This is a genomic window from Acinetobacter sp. ANC 4470 (assembly GCF_002135335.1).
Classification (GTDB): domain Bacteria; phylum Pseudomonadota; class Gammaproteobacteria; order Pseudomonadales; family Moraxellaceae; genus Acinetobacter.
Genome location: NZ_NEGC01000001.1, coordinates 450,658 through 465,549, shown reverse-complemented (window position 1 = coordinate 465,549; position 14,892 = coordinate 450,658). Strand labels below are relative to the sequence as shown.

The window sequence follows — 14,892 nt, the reverse complement described above, 5'->3', positions numbered from 1 at the left end:
AAAATGATGTTGACTGGGAAAGGAGGAGAAATGGACATCCTAATTTGTGATGATGAACCTCTCGCGGTAGAGCGCTTATCACGTTTAGTCACTCAACTGGGGCATCAAGTCGTTGCAACAGCCACACATGGTCAACAGGCGCTTGATCTGGCGCAATTTCACGAGCCAGACGTTGTGCTTTTAGATATTCAAATGCCTGAAATGGATGGTTTGAGCTGTGCACAATATTTGCGTCAGCTTGATTTTATGCCTGCCATTATCTTTTGTACTGCCTATGACGAACATGCTTTAGATGCATTTAAATCACATGCAGAGGGCTATTTATTAAAACCCGTGATGCAGCAGGAATTGCAACAGGTTTTAGATCATTTAACAAAACTGACTCAAGCACAAATGAGTACGTTAAAACAAAAAGAAGATATGGACGAATTAAATATAAAACGCCATCAAATCGTGGCGAAAACCTACCGGGGCGTAGAATTGGTACCTGTGGAAAATATTTATTATTTTTTAGCAGATCAAAAATATGTCACAGTACGGCATAAGCATGGCAATTTACTGATTGATGAAACATTAAAAGACTTAGAAAATGAATTTGGTGATCAATTTATTCGAATTCATCGAAATGCCTTGGTTTCAGTACATTTTTTGGATGGGCTCGAAGTGATTAGTTCAGGGCAGTATCAAGTCCGTTGTCGTGAATTGGAGGAGCGTTTGGCCGTCAGTAGGCGTCATTTACCTTATTTAAGAGAGCGAATACAAAAAATGTAGATCTGATTTTCATCATTTTGCTGACAACAAGTGCGCAAATTTACTTGCATTTTTAAGTCAGCACGTTAAGTTTAGAACAACGCACTTATTGACTGTTTCTAAAATTTATGAAGATTTTGAAGATTGCAACTCGACAAAGCCCGCTTGCATTATGGCAAGCCGAACATATTCGTGCCCGTTTAGAGGCAATGCATGCTGATCTTAAAGTCGAGTTGGTGACCTTCGTGACGCAAGGTGACAAAATCTTAGATACGCCTTTGGCTAAAATTGGCGGCAAAGGTTTATTTGTGAAAGAGTTGGAAGAAGCATTACTTGATGGTCGTGCTGATTTAGCCGTTCACTCTATGAAAGATGTGCCTATGGCATTACCTAAAGGATTAACGCTTGCGGTGATCTGTGAGCGAGAAGATCCGTTGGATGCTTTTGTCTCAAATACATATAACAGTTTTGCTGAATTACCGCATGGGGCCAAAGTCGGTACTTCAAGCTTACGTCGTAAATGCCAGATTTTAAAACAGCGCCCAGATCTTAACATTATTGACTTACGCGGTAATGTTGGTACGCGTTTATCTAAATTAGATACAGGTTTGTACGATGCCATTATTTTGGCCAGTGCCGGTTTAAAGCGCCTAGGCCTAGCAGATCGCATTCGCCATACCCTGCAACTTGAAATTAGTTTACCTGCCGTTGGACAAGGTGCATTGGGCTTGGAATGTCGTGCAGCGGATCAAGCTGTATTAGATCTTATTTTACCATTGTTACATGATGAGACCGATATTTGTGTCCGTGCAGAACGTGCTTTCAATGCATATTTGGAAGGCGGTTGCCAAGTTCCAATAGCAGGTTATGCTTTTTTAAATCAAGGTCAACTCCATATTGAAGGTCGTGTTGGCAGTGTCGATGGTGCAACCTTGTTGAAAGTTGAACTTAAGGGGGCTCCTGAGCAAGCAGAACAGTTGGGTGAAACGCTGGCTCAGAAGTTACTTGAACAAGGCGCAGGTGATTTGCTTAAAGCGTTTTATTAAGATGTTGTTTATTAATACGCGTCCCCAAACTCGTGCCGAAAACTTGAGTCATGCATTACGCATGGCGCAAGTTGAAGTGTTAGATTTGCCTTTATTGGAATTGGTTGCTCGACCTTGGTCGAACACTCTATCTGAGCTCTATCAACGATTGCCTTCTACTCAGTTGATTGTTGTGGTCAGTCCAACAGCAGTTGAAATTGGGATGGATTATTTAACCAAAGCTTCTTTATCACTTGAGGCTATTCAGCATATACAGTGGATTGCAGTCGGGGAAGCTACAGCTCAAGCGTTAGCTCTGTATGGGATTGTTGCTAAAGTTCCTTTGGTGGAAACATCAGAGGGAATGTTACAGCTGCCCATTTTACAAGCTTTGAGTGCGGGGACATGTATTGCTTTTTGGCGCGGTGAAGGCGGTCGTCTGTTTATGATGGATCGCTTGCAGCAACAAGGCATAGATGTTCTCAATTTTATTTTATATCAGCGCCGTTGTCCTGTCTTGACCGAGCAAAAGATTCCTCATTTACTGGCTAAATTAGCACAAGAGAAACAATATTATATGGTGGTGAGTAGTGAAGCGAGCTGGATCAATTGGATTGATCTTGTGCGAGCTGGAGATGAGGTTGTTGCAAAAGGGCATTACTTGGTTTTAGGGGAGCGCTTGTATCAAGTTGTTTCAGATTATAAAAAAAATCATCAAGCATGTTTTAATATCACGCGATTATCTGATTTAAAAACAGATTCAATTTTGCAGCAGATTGCAGTTGTGTAAGGGAACACATGAAGAAAATTTTCATTTTATTACTCGTTTTAGCTCTGCTCTGGATTTTAAAATTAAGTTATGACGTATTTAAAATCACTGCACAACAGACAGAATTAGCCAATAATCTGCACCGTATTGAACAAAGCAATGCAAATTTAAATGACCAGCTTGTGGCCTTACAACGTCATGTCGATGTTAAAGGTGAGTCAGTCAGTTCAGGTGAGCATGATTTAAAAACAATAGAACCTTTGAGTATAGACCCGATTCTTGTGGTTAAGCAGCAACTTGATTTAATTGAATTTATGCTAAAGCAACAACAGTTTAATGAAGCCTTAGATAAACTCATGCATCTTGATCGTAATCTAGAGCAATATGCTTTGGCACCGTCATTGAAGCAAAGTTTGCATCAGGTCATTCAGAAAGACCAACAAGCGATTCAGCAATTTGTTAGTGCTAGAGTTGCACAGCAAGAAAAACTAAATGTATTGATACGCCAGCTTGATCAAGCATTAACACAAGAAATTAATATGCCACAATTAGATGCAAGCCAACCACAAAGTAAATATTTTTGGCAGCGTTGGATTGTGATTGAGCCTGCGAAACAGCCCGCTGTGGCTTTAATGCAAAGACCTTTAGTATTAAAAGAAGCGCAATTGCGACTATTGCTCGCACAGCAAGCTTTGCAGCAAGGTCAGTATTTGGAATATCAAAAATCGCTGGTGGAAATTATTGAACTACTGAATCAGATACCCGATCAGAAATCGCGACAACTGATTCAAAACATCCAAAAAATAAAAGGATTTACGGTTATTCCTACGCCAATTTTAAATACGCGTGCATTATTGGGGTAAGACATTCATGAAACAGGTTCTACTTGCATATGCTTTTATTAGTTTAATTATAATCGCAGTACTGAGTGTTTTAAGTTACGGTTATGGTGCAGGTTATGTGTATTTATATTGGCGTGAATGGCAAATTCAAACCAATATTTGGATCATTTTTATTTCTCTCGCTGTGCTGTGTTTAATGACGCAATTGTTTTGGTTGTTGATTAAACGTTATTTAACCAAAGAGCAACGTAAATTAGAAACTGTTTTTAATTTTAAAAATCTACATCCTTATGAACAGTTGGCTGTTGTTTGGTTATTAGAAGCAGCTCAAGAGCAACATGCGTTTATTCAAGGTGTTTTTTCTCAATCAGGTTTATTAAAAGGGATTATTGATTCGCGACTCTATTGGATGCAGCAACACTATCCAGAAGCACTTGCACAATTAAATCAAACCAATGCCATGGCATTTGAATTGGCTGAAATTCAACGGATTGAAATTTACCTTGCCCAAAATGACAGTGAACAAGCTCTCACTCATCTTGAGTTTTTAAATCAGCATGAGCTTTCACCTTGGTTAAGTGATGTAAAGGTGGCCTATGATTTACGTATTACCTCGTTATGGGAAAAATTTGCTGTACAGTTTCCGTGGGTATATTTACGCTCAACCAAATATGGACATTTAGGTACAGAAACCAAACAAGCATGGCTACAACAGTTATTACTTGCTTTTGATCAAGCGGATATAGAAAGTTTACAAAATTTACAACGGCGTTATTTAGACTTAGCAGATCAAATTTATAATCGAAATTATGAGATAAAGAGCTTGTGGTTGAAAGTATTATCTCGTATGCCGTCTTTTAGTTGGCAACATGAAGATTTGGCATTACATTTATTAGATGAACAATTTAATCAAGACGTTTTTTATTTGTGGTTCCAACAGCAATTATTAAAGCAAAACCCTGATTATCTAAAGGTTGAGCAGCGGATTGAGTATTGGGAAAATAAATATCCTTCTTTACCCGTATTTTCCTTTGCGAAATGGCATATATATACGGCGACAGCGCGAGAAGAAGAAGCGAAAAAAATGCTTGAATTATATCCAGATAACGTAATGATGAATTATTTGCGGGTTAAATCTACCTTAAAAGGTCAGGACGAATTGATTAAACAGTTAAATTCAATCTTTGAAAATAATGCAAATTTTGTAGAAATTAAAATATAGCGAGTAAATTAATGTTGATGCTATCAGATTATCCCATTGTTCATATACAGCCAGTCGCATGGGGGGATATGGATGCTTTTGCTCATGTAAATAATGTTTTGTATTATCGTTATATGGAAAGTGCTCGCATTCGTTATATGGATGAGCTCAATGTTTTTCAACATGATGTTTATACAGTGGTTGCATCAAATCAGTGCAAATATATTCGTCCAGTATTTTATCCTGATCAACTTAAAATTGGCGTACGTGTAGAAGAAATGCGTAATAGTGCACTTCGAATGAGTTATCTATTATACAGTGAACAGCAGCAAGCTATTGTTGCATTAGGCGAGGCGGTTATTGTTTGTGTGGACAAAGAGAATATGCTTAAAATGCCAATCCCTGAAATAATTCGGCAGAAAGTGATAGAAATTGAATTAATGGTTAATCATCAAATTTAAAAATATCTAGAAATATAGCAATAGTAATATATAGAAGTGTAAAATCTGTTGAAATATTGTTGGTAATTTAAAATTTTATATTGTATATCTTGGATAATAAAAATATTATGCCACGTTGTATAAATAAATATAAAATCTAGTTGGAGTTAATATGATGCCAGACATTAGTAATTTATCTGTTGAAGAGTTAAAACACTTGCAGGTTGAAGCAGAAGCATTAATTGCTTCTAAAAAGGATCAAGCGATTGAAGATGCTTATCAGCAAATTTTAGCGATTGCAGATAATGTAGGTTTAACGATTGAACAGCTTTTAGAGTTTGGTGCAACGAAACGTAAGAAAAGCACACGTAAGTCTGTAGAGCCACGTTACCGTAGCAAACAGAATCCTTCTGACACTTGGACGGGTCGTGGTAAACAACCGCGTTGGTTGGTTGCTGAATTAGAAAGTGGTGCAAAACTGGAAGATTTTCTTATCTGATTGCAAAATTCATCAGAATGTCATCCAATCAGATTAGACTGAAAAAACCAAGCATTTATGCTTGGTTTTTTTATATCTTGGAATTGGCGTTGTGGAAAAAGTATGCATAATGTGTGTAGAAAGATAATATAGTAGCTCAAGGAAGAATAATCGATATGTTGGTCGTGGTGGGATGATAAAAAAACCCAAATATATGGCGTGGTGGATCTTTGCTATCCTCATTTTTTTTATTTTTGTATTACTCCAAATTCCAGCGGCTTGGCTCATTTCAAAATTTTATAAAAACAACCAGGTCTTGCAAAATGTAAGCGGTAATATTTGGCAAGGGCAAGCAGATTGGCGTAAAGGAAATTTAACAGGATCGTTGAGTTGGAAAACACGACCTTTAGATTTGTTTTTGTTACGTTTGGGGGCACAGATAGACGTTCATAGTGGGAATACGCAACTCGATGGTATTGTCGGTTATGGTTTTGGCAAAAAAATAATGATTCATGATTTGAATGGGGAAATTGCACCTGAAACCTTAAAGAATGTGGTGGATTGGCAATGGCCGACAAATACTATTCAATTACAGAATATCGATTTTAATTTTAAAAAAGAGCAGGGCTTTGCACAGGCTGAAGGTCAGTTACAGTGGGCGGGTGGTGAACTGATTTACAGCTATGCTCAGCGCCAAGATCGAATGAATATGCCATCATTGAAAGGAAAACTGTCAGATGAAAATAACAAGCTGATGTTTGATATTCGTGATCAGCGCGACCAAAAGTTGATTGCATTGGCAGTTGATCAAAATTTGATGCTGGATGTTCAATTGACTCAGCGCTTATTGATGAACATTCCTTCTTATGAAGGTAAAGCAGGCTTAGATACGTATGTGATTAGTTCGCGTCAACCTTTATTTAAAGGTAGCTTCTAATGAATGAGTGGATTGAAAAAATTCAACAATTGAATTGGAAGCAAGCAGATCGAGCAGCACCCGTATTTTTAATTTTGCTTATTCTATATTTGTGCTGGAAGTTGGCGAGTATTTTTTGGTTGTTCGTGGCACCGCCTCAGGTGATGCAAGTCGAACGCATTGCATTGGGTTCGCAACAACCGCAAGTTCCGAATATTACTTCATTTGCATTATTTCAAGAAGTAGGCGGGGCAGCGGCTACTGATGAAAGTATTAATCTGGCATTGCAAGGAGTGATGGTGGGCTACCCAAGTCAGTTTTCTTCTGCGGTGATTAAGGTCAATGAGGTCGCTGATCGCTATCGGGTGGGGGAAAATATTGCCAACACATCTTACCAACTTGCTGAAGTGTATTGGGATCGAGCGGTGTTGCGTCAGAGTAATGGGACAACTCGCGAGTTAAAATTCAAAGGTATTGAAAATGGTTTGGATCAATCGATCGTTCAGCCTGTAGCAAATGCATCATCTGCTAATAATCAAGTGACTCAAACGCCGCAGAGTCAGGAGCAGAACGCATTAGGACAAGCCGTACAAAAAATACAGCAAGATCGGGAACAATATTTAAAAGATATGGGGGTGAATGCTGCGGGCGAGGGTTATGAAGTGACCTCAAGAACACCTGCAGCGTTACGCAGCAAACTGGGTTTACAACCAGGTGATCGGATTATGTCCTTAAATGGGCAGGCTGTCGGTCAGGGGCAAGGTGATGCCCAATTGCTAGAACAGGCTCGACGTGAAGGTCAAGTTAAAATAGAAATAAAGCGTGGTGATCAAGTGATGACCATACAACAGGATTTTTAAGTGATGCATCGTCACATTATAGGATTAGGAAGCACGAAATTTTATGGCTTTATTTAATCATCATCGTCCAGTTTGGGCTTTATTCGCTGCTGCACCACTTATGGCTATGGTGAGTACGGCAAGCTATGCACAAACATGGAAAATTAATTTACGTGACGCAGATCTAACAGCATTTATTAATGAAGTTGCCGATATTACAGGGAAAAACTTTGCTGTCGATCCACGTGTACGTGGCAATGTGACGGTCATTTCCAATAAACCTTTAAATAAAGCTGAAGTCTATGACTTATTTTTAGGGGTCTTGAATGTTAATGGTGTTGTGGCTGTTCCTTCAGGCAATACCATCAAACTTGTTCCAGATAGTAATGTGAAAGGCTCTGGTATTCCATACGATGCCAAACAACGCGCAACGGGTGATCAAATTGTCACTCGGGTGATCTGGCTGGAAAATACCAATCCCAATGATTTAATTCCAGCGCTGCGGCCTTTAATGCCGCAGTTTGCGCATTTGTCTGCAGTTGCAGGAACCAATGCACTGATTGTTTCTGACCGTGCTAGCAATATTTATCAGCTTGAAACCATTATCCGTAATTTAGATGGAACTGGGCAAAATGATATTGAGGCGGTTGCGTTGCAATCGAGTCAAGCTGAAGAAATGATTGGTTTGCTGGAGTCAATGAGTTCTACGGGCGCGGCAAGAGACTTAAAAGGCTCACGTATCCGAATTGTTGCCGATACGCGAACCAATCGTATAGTCTTAAAAGGTGATACGGTAACGCGTAAACGCATTCGTCAAATGATTGAAATGTTGGATGTGCCTACAGCCGATCGTTTGGGGGGCTTAAAAGTCTTCCGGTTAAAATATGCCAGTGCAAAAAATCTGGCTGAAATTTTACAAGGATTGGTCACGGGTCAGGCGGTGACCAGCTCATCAAATTCCAATACTTCATCATCTTCTAGCAATAATAATGCGACGAATTATTCAGGCAATAACAGTTCAAGTAATTCAAGCAGTGGCTCATCAAGTATTGCCACGCCAAGCATTAATTTGGGTGGTGGCTCTAACAATAATAATCAAAATTCAATCACCAGCTTTAATGCCAATGGGGTCAGTATTATTGCGGACGATAGTCAAAATGCCCTAGTGGTGAAGGCAGATCCACAACTCATGCGTGAAATTGAATCTGCCATTCAACAATTGGATATACGTCGTCAACAGGTTCTTATTGAAGCTGCGATTATTGAGGTTGAGGGCAGTGATGCCGATCAACTGGGTGTGCAGTGGGCATTGGGTGACTTAAATAGTGGTATTGGCTTAATCAATTTTAGCAATGTGGGTGCGAGTATCGCTGAACTTGCTGCGGGTTATGTTGCGGGTGGAGCAGCAGGTGCTGCATCGGCATTGGGTACAGGAACGTCACTTATTTTGGGTGATTATAAAGAAGGTGCCGATGGTTCGCGTAAATTATACGGTGCACTTATTCAGGCATTAAAGAGTAAAACCAAGTCTAATTTACTCTCTACACCATCTATTGTCACAATGGATAATGAAGAAGCTTATATTGTGGTGGGGCAGAATGTACCTTTTGTGACGGGATCGGTCAGTACAGGTACAGGGGGGACAGTCAATCCTTACACCTCCATTGAACGTAAAGATGTTGGTGTCACCTTAAAAGTGGTACCACATATTGGTGCCGATGGTACGGTGCGTTTAGAGGTGGAACAAGAAGTTTCAGCGGTACAGCCAAAAGGCGAAGCTCAGGATTTAATTACCAGTAAACGAGCCATTAAAACTTCCATTTTAGCAGAACATGGTCAAACCATCGTGTTGGGTGGTTTGATTTCCGATAATTCGATTTACAGTCGCCAGTCAGTGCCAGGGTTGGGTGCTATTCCTGGTATTGGACGTTTATTCCGTGCCGATGCAAAGTCCAATGAAAAACGTAATCTGTTGGTGTTTATCCATCCGACGATTGTTGGCGATAGTCAAGATGTGAATCGTTTGTCGCAGCAGCGCTATAGTCAATTGTATAGCTTACAGTTGGCGATGGATCAGGATGGTACTTTTGCCAAGTTACCAGAAAATATTGACGATATTTATCAGCAACGTCTTCCTGTGACACCTTCAGCACCGAAAGTACCGCAAAATTATCAACAGGTGCCCTCCGCAGAGCAGAACAGCAGTAAGTCTGCTGTCGTTACTACCCCGGTCGCGATTGAGCCACCATTGCAGTCAGTTGCGATTGAGCCACCACGGCAGTCGAAGCCTGTTCAGGCGCCTTCTGCGCAACCCGCGAAACCAATAGCGAAGAATAATCAGTTGTCCTCTGCTTCAGTCACCAAGAATAAGTTGCATACTGAGCAAAAAAATCAGTTAACTTCAGTGGTAAAAACCAATGAAATGGTTTATTTGAATCCAGATAATATTTATGCATATCAGCATGCCGGAGCTTCTCCTTCGAGTCAGCTGGGTTGCCTAAATGGCAGTGGATATTCATTGTGTTATGATAATCAAAAACGATGAGTGAAAATTTATGGCCTGGAAAATACAAGCAATTACCGGTGAATTAACGGGACAAGAAATTAGCATCGACCGTGATATGTTGGTTGGTCGTCATCAGAGCGCAGACATTGTATTGCAAGCCGCAGAAATTTCACGCAAGCACGCGGCTTTCTTGCTCAAAGAACAAGTCCTATGGGTGCAAGACTTAAACTCATCCAATGGCACATTCGTCAATGATTTACGCATTGAACAGGAAAGCGTGTTAGAAGAAGGCGATATTGTACAATTTGCCAGTTTGAAATTCTCAGTACTTGCACCTGCACAAGATATTGTCGCTGTAACAATGGCGTCGGCTGAGATTGTGGTTGATCCTGTACTTGCGCAACCAGAAGAAATTTCTGCGATTGAACAGCCTTCAGAAGCAGTTGCTGTATCTGGAACTGAAGTGCCACAAGTGGAACAAGCACCTAAAACAGCGGCTCAGCAAATGAATGAGCAAGGTATGCCAAGCTTAACTGAGCGTGACAGTGATGTTCAAGTTAGTCGAGATGGCATGCCACAACAGGTTGCTATACCAAAGCCTGCACCAATTCCAGCAGGTATCGATATTAAGGCACAGCCTGAACCGCAACCGATTGCGGTTGAAGAACCTGTATCGCGGGTTGAACAAGCCAAAGTGGAGCAAAAAAATGCATCACTGGGTTTAATTGCGATTATTGCATTGATTATTTTTGCAATCATTGCATGGTTATTATTTAAATAAGCCTGTGCAAAATAATAATGAAGGCATGCAATCGCATGCCTTCATTATTTGAGTTGATATTTTTGTGTGAATAAATGATGAGAGGGATAAGATGTCGGTAGCACAATTGGCAAGTCGTGAGCTTATTTTATTTGACTTAGATGGTACCTTGGTTGACTCTGCATCCGATTTATATCGGGCTATGAATATGAGTCTAAATGCTTTGCAACTGCCCAATGTCACTGAAACACAAGTGCGAACTTGGATTGGTAAGGGAACCGCACTCTTCTGTCAGAGCACTTTGCAGTATTTAACTGGTCAGGTCGATCCTGCTCAGCATCAGCAATTATTAGAAACTTTTTTAAAAATTTATAATGCCGAGCCCTGTGTGGATACCACGCCGTTTAATGGGGTGATTGATTTTTTAGAATGGGGTTTAAAGAACAACAAGCAAATGATCTGTGTGACCAATAAGCCAGAACAACCGGCACGTATGATTGTTGAAAATTTGGGTTTAACACATTATTTTGTTGATGTGATTGGTGGTGATCGTTTTGAAGAGCGTAAACCACATCCACGTCAGCTGCTCTTTTGTGTGGATCAATATGGGGTAACTGCGGCAGAAACATTAATGATTGGGGATTCAAGCAATGATGTAGAAGCAGCACGACGTGCGGGGGTTGATTGTATTGTGGTGAGCTATGGCTATAATCATGGTGAAGATATTCATGATTGCCAACCACAGCAAGTGGTCGATGATTTAAGAGAGTTGCTCGCGAAATAATTTAAAATAAGGATATTGGAATGAGAAATTGTATGGTTTTTCGATGGCGAGACTAGGTCAGATAGCATGAAAACGAACTTAAATACGCCATATCGAAAACATAGAGAATACTCATGACCACGCAAATTCAATTCGACCAGTTAAAATCTGCTGGCTATAATCTTATTCCTGTTTATCGTCAGCGTTTAGCAGATACAGAAACACCACTTTCAGTTTTTGCACGTTTTAAAGAGCACCAACATGCTTATTTGTTTGAATCGGTTGAGGGTGGGGAAAATTGGGCGCGCTATTCCATTATTGGCTTAGGTGAATCGACGGTCTTTTCTTGTAATGAGGGTGTATTAACCATTCAACAAGCAGATGGTTCACTTGAAACACAAGTGTGTAGCGACCCATTTCAGTACATTCGTGATTTTCAAGCGCAATTTCATGTGCCGACGCAACAAGATTTACCTGCCTTGCCAAGTTTTACTGGTGGGCTTGTGGGTTACTTTGGTTATGATGCTGTGCGTTATATTGAGCCGCGTTTAACCAATGTTCCAGCAGCTGACCCAGTCGGATTGCCAGATATTTGGATGATGTTGTCGAAAACGGTCATCGTATTTGATAACTTAAAAGATACTTTGTTCCTCATTGTGCATGCCGATGTCAATAATCCAGGGGCTTATGCTCAGGCACAACAACAATTAGATGCGTTGGAAGTGAGCTTGGCTCAACCGGTTAGCCTACAAGCCAAAAAACATACCGCACCACATTTTGAGTCGCTGACAGGTAAAGCCAAGTATTTGGAAACGATTGAAACAGTCAAAGAATACATTCGTGCCGGTGATGTAATGCAAGTGGTACCGGGGCATCGGATGGTCTCAGATTTTGATGGTGAGGCTTTACAGGTTTATCGTGCACTGCGTCATTTAAACCCATCCCCTTATTTATTTTTGGTGCAAGGGCAAACTTTAGACGATAAAAAACCCTTTCATATTGTCGGATCATCTCCAGAGATTTTATCGCGTTTGGAAAATGGTATTGCGACGGTACGCCCATTGGCTGGGACGCGCCCACGGGGTAAGACCAAAGAAGAAGATTTGGCACTTGAAAAAGATTTACTTTCCGATAAAAAAGAAATTGCCGAACATTTAATGCTAATTGATCTGGGTCGAAATGATGTAGGTCGTGTATCTAAAATTGGTAAAGTACAAGTGACTGATCAAATGGTGGTCGAGCGTTATTCACATGTGATGCATATTGTCTCGAATGTGCAGGGTGAAGTGCGCGATGATGTTGATGCATTGGATGTTTTTAAGGCAACTTTTCCTGCGGGAACATTGTCTGGTGCACCAAAAATCCGTGCGATGGAGATTATTGACGAAGTTGAACCCGTAAAACGTGGCGTTTTTGGTGGTGCAGTGGGTTATTTAGGTTGGCATGGTGAAATGGATATGTCGATTGCCATTCGTACCTGTGTGATTCGTGAAAATAAAGTCTATGTTCAGGCAGGAGCAGGGCTGGTTGTGGACTCAAATCCTGAATCTGAATGGAATGAAACGCAAATAAAAGCCCGTGCAGTGATCAAAGCGGTTGAATTATCGTCAAATGGTTTGATTTTATAAGTTTTTGATGTTTTTTTTGAAAAAAACACTTGCAAGGATTCAGGGTTTTGCTAAACTGCACACCGTTCCGATACGAAACGTATGAAACGCTAAGAAACGCCGGCATAGCTCAGTTGGTAGAGCAACTGACTTGTAATCAGTAGGTCCCGAGTTCGACTCTTGGTGCCGGCACCATCTTAATGTTGAGGATGTAAGTAAAAGAATAGCACTGATAGTAAGTGTAAAATGGTGAGGTTCCCGAGCGGTCAAAGGGGGCGGACTGTAACTCCGCTACGAAAGTTTCGAAGGTTCGAATCCTTCCCTCACCACCAATTTTAAGACTTCAAAAGTGGATGTGCCAACATCGTGCGGGAGTAGCTCAGTTGGTAGAGCGGCAGCCTTCCAAGCTGCATGTCGCGAGTTCGACCCTCGTCTCCCGCTCCATTGAAGCGAAAAATTTGCTCTTATAGCTCAGTGGTAGAGCACTCCCTTGGTAAGGGAGAGGTCTCCAGTTCAAATCTGGATAAGAGCTCCAAATATACAGTTTAGTGACTTGTTCACACAATTTTCCAAAGCAGGCTTATTAGTCTGCTTTTTAAGTATTTAGGTGTCTAGTTTTTTAGACGATAGGTCGATGCTGAGTTGTTTAAAACCGTGTTCGACGTAAACGAGGAAGATCATCATGGCTAAAGCTAAGTTTGAACGTAATAAGCCACACGTAAACGTGGGCACAATTGGTCACGTTGACCATGGTAAAACAACTTTAACTGCTGCGATTGCAACAATTTGTGCAAAAACCTACGGCGGTGAAGCTAAAGACTACGCAGCAATTGACTCTGCACCAGAAGAAAAAGCACGTGGTATTACCATTAATACTTCACACGTAGAATACGATTCTGCAGTTCGTCACTACGCTCACGTAGACTGCCCAGGTCACGCCGATTATGTTAAAAACATGATCACTGGTGCTGCTCAAATGGACGGTGCAATCCTTGTATGTGCTGCGACTGATGGTCCTATGCCACAAACTCGTGAGCACATCCTTTTGTCTCGTCAGGTTGGTGTACCTTACATTCTTGTATTTCTTAACAAGTGTGACCTTGTTGATGATGAAGAATTACTTGAATTAGTAGAAATGGAAGTTCGTGAACTTCTTTCTACTTATGACTTCCCAGGTGATGATACTCCAATCATCCGTGGTTCAGCGCTTCAAGCATTGAATGGTAACGAAGGTCCTTATGGCGAATCTGCTGTAATCGAATTGGTTGCTGCTCTTGACTCTTACATTCCTGAACCAGAACGTGCAATCGATAAAGCATTCTTGATGCCAATCGAAGATGTATTCTCTATCTCTGGTCGTGGTACTGTAGTTACTGGTCGTGTTGAATCTGGTATCGTTAAAGTTGGCGAATCAGTTGAAATCGTTGGTATTAAAGATACAGTAGTCACTACTGTAACTGGCGTAGAAATGTTCCGTAAATTGCTTGACGAAGGTCGTGCTGGCGAGAACTGTGGTGTTCTTCTACGTGGTACTAAGCGTGAAGACGTTCAACGTGGTCAAGTACTTGCTAAACCAGGTACAATCAAGCCACACACTAAATTCGATGCAGAAGTATACGTACTTTCTAAAGAAGAAGGTGGTCGTCATACTCCATTCCTTAACGGTTACCGTCCACAGTTCTACTTCCGTACAACTGACGTAACTGGCGCTATTCAGTTACAAGAAGGCGTTGAAATGGTTATGCCTGGTGACAACGTAGAAATGTCAGTAGAATTAATTCACCCAATCGCAATGGACCCAGGTCTACGTTTTGCGATTCGTGAAGGTGGTCGTACTGTAGGCGCTGGTGTTGTTGCGAAAGTAACTCTATAATCGCTTTATAGTATAAAAAAGCGCTCCTTTGGGGCGCTTTTTTATTTTAGACTTAAGCAAAATGAATAAAACAAATTGTAAGACAATACTTACTAAAGCTGTCCCTAACTGATATTTTCATGA

Annotated in this window: 13 protein-coding genes, 4 tRNA genes and 1 pseudogene; all 18 read left to right on the top strand. The window is 40.8% G+C overall.

Annotation, left to right across the window (positions count from 1 at the left end; translation table 11 throughout):
* Nucleotides 1–30 precede the first annotated feature (30 nt).
* The 18 genes and pseudogenes from B9T25_RS02150 to tuf all read left to right on the top strand — a co-directional run bounded on the left by B9T25_RS02150 (nucleotide 31) and on the right by tuf (nucleotide 14,769).
* The gene (locus tag B9T25_RS02150) at nucleotides 31–771 is read left to right on the top strand and encodes a LytR/AlgR family response regulator transcription factor (protein ID WP_086186831.1); all 741 of its coding nucleotides are present in this window, start codon (nucleotides 31–33) and stop codon (nucleotides 769–771) included.
* A 107-nt stretch (nucleotides 772–878) separates the two neighbouring features.
* Complete coding sequence (hemC, locus tag B9T25_RS02145; RefSeq protein WP_086186830.1) at nucleotides 879–1,796, top strand: hydroxymethylbilane synthase; 918 nt, start codon at nucleotides 879–881, stop codon at nucleotides 1,794–1,796.
* A gap of 1 nt (nucleotide 1,797) precedes the next feature.
* Nucleotides 1,798–2,565: a uroporphyrinogen-III synthase gene (locus B9T25_RS02140; RefSeq protein ID WP_086186829.1), complete on the top strand. Its 768-nt coding sequence runs from the start codon at nucleotides 1,798–1,800 to the stop codon at nucleotides 2,563–2,565.
* A gap of 8 nt (nucleotides 2,566–2,573) precedes the next feature.
* On the top strand, nucleotides 2,574–3,407 hold the full coding sequence (locus tag B9T25_RS02135; protein ID WP_086186828.1) for a hypothetical protein: 834 nt from the start codon (nucleotides 2,574–2,576) through the stop codon (nucleotides 3,405–3,407).
* A 7-nt stretch (nucleotides 3,408–3,414) separates the two neighbouring features.
* Nucleotides 3,415–4,608, top strand: coding sequence for a hypothetical protein (locus tag B9T25_RS02130; RefSeq protein ID WP_086186827.1), 1,194 nt, complete (start codon nucleotides 3,415–3,417; stop codon nucleotides 4,606–4,608).
* 11 nt (nucleotides 4,609–4,619) lie between these two features.
* A complete protein-coding gene (locus B9T25_RS02125) occupies nucleotides 4,620–5,048 on the top strand; it encodes an acyl-CoA thioesterase (protein ID WP_086186826.1) in 429 nt (142 codons plus the stop codon).
* 151 nt (nucleotides 5,049–5,199) lie between these two features.
* Nucleotides 5,200–5,526 carry an H-NS family nucleoid-associated regulatory protein gene (locus tag B9T25_RS02120; protein ID WP_086186825.1) on the top strand — a complete coding sequence of 109 codons (327 nt, stop codon included), beginning with the start codon at nucleotides 5,200–5,202 and terminating at the stop codon, nucleotides 5,524–5,526.
* Between the two features lie 172 nt (nucleotides 5,527–5,698).
* The gene (gspN, locus tag B9T25_RS02115; protein ID WP_086186824.1) at nucleotides 5,699–6,442 is read left to right on the top strand and encodes a type II secretion system protein N; all 744 of its coding nucleotides are present in this window, start codon (nucleotides 5,699–5,701) and stop codon (nucleotides 6,440–6,442) included.
* Entirely contained in the window at nucleotides 6,442–7,281 is an 840-nt protein-coding gene (locus tag B9T25_RS02110) for a type II secretion system protein N (RefSeq protein WP_086186823.1), read from the top strand. Before gspN ends, B9T25_RS02110 begins: the two co-directional genes overlap by 1 nt.
* A 43-nt stretch (nucleotides 7,282–7,324) precedes the next feature.
* Nucleotides 7,325–9,535 (top strand): annotated as a pseudogene (gene gspD, locus B9T25_RS02105) (type II secretion system secretin GspD); the annotation flags it as partial.
* Nucleotides 9,536–9,815: 280 nt separating this feature from the next.
* Nucleotides 9,816–10,547 carry an FHA domain-containing protein gene (locus B9T25_RS02100; protein ID WP_086186822.1) on the top strand — a complete coding sequence of 244 codons (732 nt, stop codon included), beginning with the start codon at nucleotides 9,816–9,818 and terminating at the stop codon, nucleotides 10,545–10,547.
* A 91-nt stretch (nucleotides 10,548–10,638) separates the two neighbouring features.
* A complete protein-coding gene (locus tag B9T25_RS02095) occupies nucleotides 10,639–11,310 on the top strand; it encodes a phosphoglycolate phosphatase (RefSeq protein ID WP_086186821.1) in 672 nt (223 codons plus the stop codon).
* Nucleotides 11,311–11,423: 113 nt separating this feature from the next.
* Nucleotides 11,424–12,917 (top strand): anthranilate synthase component I, encoded by a 1,494-nt coding sequence (gene trpE / locus B9T25_RS02090; protein ID WP_086186820.1) that lies wholly within the window; start codon nucleotides 11,424–11,426, stop codon nucleotides 12,915–12,917.
* Nucleotides 12,918–13,015: 98 nt separating this feature from the next.
* Nucleotides 13,016–13,091: transfer RNA gene (locus B9T25_RS02085), tRNA-Thr, on the top strand.
* Nucleotides 13,092–13,144: 53 nt separating this feature from the next.
* Nucleotides 13,145–13,228: transfer RNA gene (locus tag B9T25_RS02080), tRNA-Tyr, on the top strand.
* Nucleotides 13,229–13,264: 36 nt separating this feature from the next.
* A tRNA-Gly gene (locus tag B9T25_RS02075) sits at nucleotides 13,265–13,340 on the top strand.
* 16 nt (nucleotides 13,341–13,356) lie between these two features.
* Nucleotides 13,357–13,431: transfer RNA gene (locus B9T25_RS02070), tRNA-Thr, on the top strand.
* 147 nt (nucleotides 13,432–13,578) lie between these two features.
* Nucleotides 13,579–14,769, top strand: a complete 1,191-nt coding sequence (tuf, locus tag B9T25_RS02065; RefSeq protein ID WP_086186819.1) for an elongation factor Tu — start codon at nucleotides 13,579–13,581, stop codon at nucleotides 14,767–14,769.
* Nucleotides 14,770–14,892 lie beyond the last annotated feature (123 nt).

What these genes read in the sequence shown, in the direction of transcription:
- B9T25_RS02150 (WP_086186831.1), top strand. Translation starts at nt 31, where the DNA reads ATGGACATCCTAATTTGTGATGATGAACCTCTCGCGGTAGAGCGCTTA.
- hemC (WP_086186830.1), top strand. Translation starts at nt 879, where the DNA reads ATGAAGATTTTGAAGATTGCAACTCGACAAAGCCCGCTTGCATTATGG.
- B9T25_RS02140 (WP_086186829.1), top strand. Translation starts at nt 1,798, where the DNA reads ATGTTGTTTATTAATACGCGTCCCCAAACTCGTGCCGAAAACTTGAGT.
- B9T25_RS02135 (WP_086186828.1), top strand. Translation starts at nt 2,574, where the DNA reads ATGAAGAAAATTTTCATTTTATTACTCGTTTTAGCTCTGCTCTGGATT.
- B9T25_RS02130 (WP_086186827.1), top strand. Translation starts at nt 3,415, where the DNA reads ATGAAACAGGTTCTACTTGCATATGCTTTTATTAGTTTAATTATAATC.
- B9T25_RS02125 (WP_086186826.1), top strand. Translation starts at nt 4,620, where the DNA reads ATGTTGATGCTATCAGATTATCCCATTGTTCATATACAGCCAGTCGCA.
- B9T25_RS02120 (WP_086186825.1), top strand. Translation starts at nt 5,200, where the DNA reads ATGATGCCAGACATTAGTAATTTATCTGTTGAAGAGTTAAAACACTTG.
- gspN (WP_086186824.1), top strand. Translation starts at nt 5,699, where the DNA reads ATGATAAAAAAACCCAAATATATGGCGTGGTGGATCTTTGCTATCCTC.
- B9T25_RS02110 (WP_086186823.1), top strand. Translation starts at nt 6,442, where the DNA reads ATGAATGAGTGGATTGAAAAAATTCAACAATTGAATTGGAAGCAAGCA.
- B9T25_RS02100 (WP_086186822.1), top strand. Translation starts at nt 9,816, where the DNA reads ATGGCCTGGAAAATACAAGCAATTACCGGTGAATTAACGGGACAAGAA.
- B9T25_RS02095 (WP_086186821.1), top strand. Translation starts at nt 10,639, where the DNA reads ATGTCGGTAGCACAATTGGCAAGTCGTGAGCTTATTTTATTTGACTTA.
- trpE (WP_086186820.1), top strand. Translation starts at nt 11,424, where the DNA reads ATGACCACGCAAATTCAATTCGACCAGTTAAAATCTGCTGGCTATAAT.
- tuf (WP_086186819.1), top strand. Translation starts at nt 13,579, where the DNA reads ATGGCTAAAGCTAAGTTTGAACGTAATAAGCCACACGTAAACGTGGGC.